Origin of the sequence: Marivita sp. (assembly GCF_020055635.1) — a bacterium.
Lineage (GTDB): Bacteria > Pseudomonadota > Alphaproteobacteria > Rhodobacterales > Rhodobacteraceae > Marivita.
Genome location: NZ_JAIPUT010000154.1, coordinates 1 through 3,265, shown reverse-complemented (window position 1 = coordinate 3,265; position 3,265 = coordinate 1). Strand labels below are relative to the sequence as shown.

Sequence of the window (3,265 nt, the reverse complement as noted above, 5' to 3'; positions counted from 1 at the left end):
TGGCCTTAATCGCCGCCCGGACCTTCGGTGTCGTCGTCGCCTGCTTGTGAAGAGAGATCAGCATGCTCGTCCCCCGTCCCGAACCCCGCTCAGGATCGAGCGTGCCACGAACAGCGCCCGCCGGCGACGGTCTATGTGATCATCCGGGACTGTACAGTTAACCTGCTTAGGATTTATCGCCGTCTGGAAGGTAAGCGGCGAAACGCGAGGTTGCAATAACTTCGGCGACTTCATGACCGTTATCCAAAGCGGAAAGTGGATTGCGATGAACGATTTTGCGCATCCGTACCCTCGGGATTACGTCGGGAGCGCCAAGAAATGCGTAGACGGAGCGGAGTTTTGTAACCGTATGCATCTCATCAGCATAGAGATCTTCATAGTCTAGTCGAAAAACGCGTGACGGCGCCAGAGCGTCGAGGATGTCGGTCAGTTCTTGGTTCTCCTGCTCAATAACCTCAAGCTTCGTTATTACAGAATCCGGATCGAGATGGAGCTTCTGGTGTGTCGCCTTAGCCTGTGCTGAGGTTGAAGCCACTATCCCGGTCGCCTCAAGAAACGCGGTTGAGACCATGCGATTCAGTACATTGCTCCTAGTTAAGCCAATGACTTTAACGTCAGCTGCGTTGGCGACGTAGTTCGGAAGACCGTAGCGCCGAAAATTAAGTGAAAACTCCTTGAAACCAACAGTTCGAATTTTGTGCATACGCTTTGCCTCTGACCATTTTCCGGCCCTAATCTTGCCAACGGTGCGCACCATATTCGCTGTGCGCTGAAGCATTTTGCTGCAAAGAACTGCGTCCAGGTACGCCTGATCACCGTCTTGAAAGAGCCTGAGAGCACGCTGCACACGTCGGATCCGGTTCCACTCGCCTAATACCTCCCCAAAGTTGAGGATTGCAGGATTCTGGTTGAACATGTCGACCAGCGTGTTGGATCCGCTGCGTCCCAGAGTTAGAATGATGTGCTTTCCCCGCATCCTACTACTCCTTATTTATGCTGAATTGATAAGGTGGTCCCTTGGACAGGATCTGTCGGACTGGGATACTTTCCGGGCCCGCTGATAGGGTCGCATGAATGTCGTTCTGCTGCTGTGGGCCATATCCTACGGTTTGCCGCCAAGGACAGCTTGTAGCCGGCGATGGATGGAAGCCGATCCACGTCGGCAGCCCTGCAAATATGTCTGCCAAACGTGCACGTAGGTGCACTCATACTTCAGTCATCGCCAGAACCGTTCGATAAATATCTTGTCGAGGAAGCGGCCCTCGTCGTCAATAGAGATACGCGCGCCCGCGCCGGCCAAACCGGGAGATTGCTTCGTCCGGTGCACTAGCGCAATGAGGTGCCCATGGCGAGCTGGTCGTGGACGAAGTCCATGACCCAGACCTCGTTCGGCCCCGCGGCCTCCTGGCGGTCTTCGCGCAGCTTCGCCTTCACCCGGCGCTTCAGGTGCTTATTCCGGAGTTGCAGGCCCAACTCATTGTACATCCTGCGGGTCTTCTTCATGTTGATCTCCCAGCCTTCCCGGCGCAGCAGCACATGCACGCGGTTGTAGCCATAGCGCACGCGTGTCTCTGCAATCTCCTTGATCCGTCGTTCGATGGCCGTCTGGTCGGTGCGCGGGGATTTGTAGTGGAACGTGAAGGTGTCGAACTGAAGGGCTCCCACAAGCCCCGCGGATCAACGCGCCCCAATCGATGCACATTCCGCGAACCAGTTCGCGCATCCGGCCAGGCATCAGAGCTTTCGGCGGATGACGTCCTGCAACATCACTCCGTCGAGCTTGAGATCCGACACGATCTTCTTCAGCCGGCTCTCCTCGCCTCGAGCGATTTCAATCAACGCATCTCATCCACCAGCAATCCACCGTATCGTTTCTTCCAGTTGAAGTAGGTCGCTTGGCTGGTCCCCGCCTTGCGGCAGATCTCCGCACACAGCGGGCACCCCTCGCCCGCTTCAGGATGAACGCCTTCTGCGTCTCCGTGAACTACGATTCCTTCATCGTTCTCACCTCCTCTCCCAGCCTGGAAAGCTTAGCCGAAAACTCCAGCCTCGAACTGTCCAGTTCGTGGGGATCAGAGCAAACCAAAGTCAGCCTCCGGCAAGCCCGGAGCGGTTCAAGCGCGGTTGCGCCCAGTGGGCCGATGCCGGGGATAGTCAGCAGACGTTTGATCGTCTCGTCGCTATGGGCGATGGCTGCAATCTCTTTGGACAGCTCGGCGATACGGCGCTCCAAGTGATCGAGATCGTCCAACAAACTGGTGAGCAAAGTGCGCATTGCGCCGGACAGATCGTTCTCTTCATTGGCAAGATGACGGCGGATGTCCGCGTGAAAGCCACCAGCGCCGGTGCGCATCGCCAAACCATACTCAATGCAAAACGCGCGTGCCTGGTTCATCAGACCCGTGCGATTGCGCACAAGGCGATCCCGGATACGATGCAAGGCCTGCAAATCGACCTGCTCATCTGAACACACTTGCACGAAGCGCATCGTCGGTCGGGTGACCGCCTCAGCAATGGCTTCGGCGTCGATGGTGTCCGACTTGTTGGACTTCACATAAGCCTTCACAAATTTGGCCGGGATGATCCGAGCATCATGACCCAGAGCGATCAGCTTGCGCGCCAACCATTGTGAACCAGCGCAGGCTTCCATGCCAATGAGCACTGAGTTGGCAGCTTCAAAGAAACGAAGCAACGTCTCTCGAGCAAACTTCGCGCGCTGTATTGGCTGTCCCGCAGCGTCCATTGCGACGACGTGAAAAACCTTCTTGCCGATGTCGATACCGTAGGCTGCAGCGTCTGGGTTTGGTTTTGTGCGCATCAGTAAATCCTCCTTTGATCAATGCGCCAAGTTTGGCGTCTGGATGCGGGGCGGACCATCCCATTACTGGTGACGCCCGGCTCACGAAGGAAAGCGGTGGACTGGGCCATGGCAGAAAAGAGCTACTCGCAACGGCGAGCGTGTACGCTGGCCGGGATCGATCCCCGGGTGTATCGGCGCAAGTCGAAGCGCCCGGCGGACACGGAGCTGCGCGTGAGGATGAAGGAACTGGCCTCGGAGCGGCGGCGCTTCGGGTATCGGCGGCTTCAGATGTTGCTGAGACGCGAAGGTTGGGAGGTGAACTGGAAGAAGCTCTACCGGCTCTACCGCGAAGAAGGATTAACCGTTCGCAAACGGGGCGGACGCAAGCGCGCGATCGGAACCAGGGCGCCCATGGCGATCCCTCAGGGGCCGAACCAGCGCTGGTCGCTCGACTTCGTCTCTGAC

General features: G+C 57.3%; 2 protein-coding genes and 2 pseudogenes. 1 reads left to right on the top strand and 3 read right to left on the bottom strand.

Features of this window, described 5'->3' with window-relative positions:
* Positions 1-166 precede the first annotated feature (166 nt).
* The 3 genes and pseudogenes from LCF60_RS23960 to LCF60_RS23950 form a co-directional block, all read right to left on the bottom strand.
* On the bottom strand, positions 167-976 hold the full coding sequence (locus tag LCF60_RS23960; protein WP_292295042.1) for a hypothetical protein: 810 nt from the start codon (positions 974-976) through the stop codon (positions 167-169).
* A 353-nt stretch (positions 977-1,329) separates the two neighbouring features.
* Positions 1,330-1,960, bottom strand: a pseudogene (locus LCF60_RS23955) (IS3 family transposase); the annotation flags it as partial.
* A gap of 24 nt (positions 1,961-1,984) precedes the next feature.
* Positions 1,985-2,818 carry an IS110 family transposase gene (locus LCF60_RS23950; RefSeq protein WP_292295041.1) on the bottom strand — a complete coding sequence of 278 codons (834 nt, stop codon included), beginning with the start codon at positions 2,816-2,818 and terminating at the stop codon, positions 1,985-1,987.
* A 66-nt stretch (positions 2,819-2,884) separates the two neighbouring features.
* Between LCF60_RS23950 and LCF60_RS23945 the strand changes: the two are divergent.
* Positions 2,885-3,265, top strand: a pseudogene (locus LCF60_RS23945) (IS3 family transposase); the annotation flags it as partial.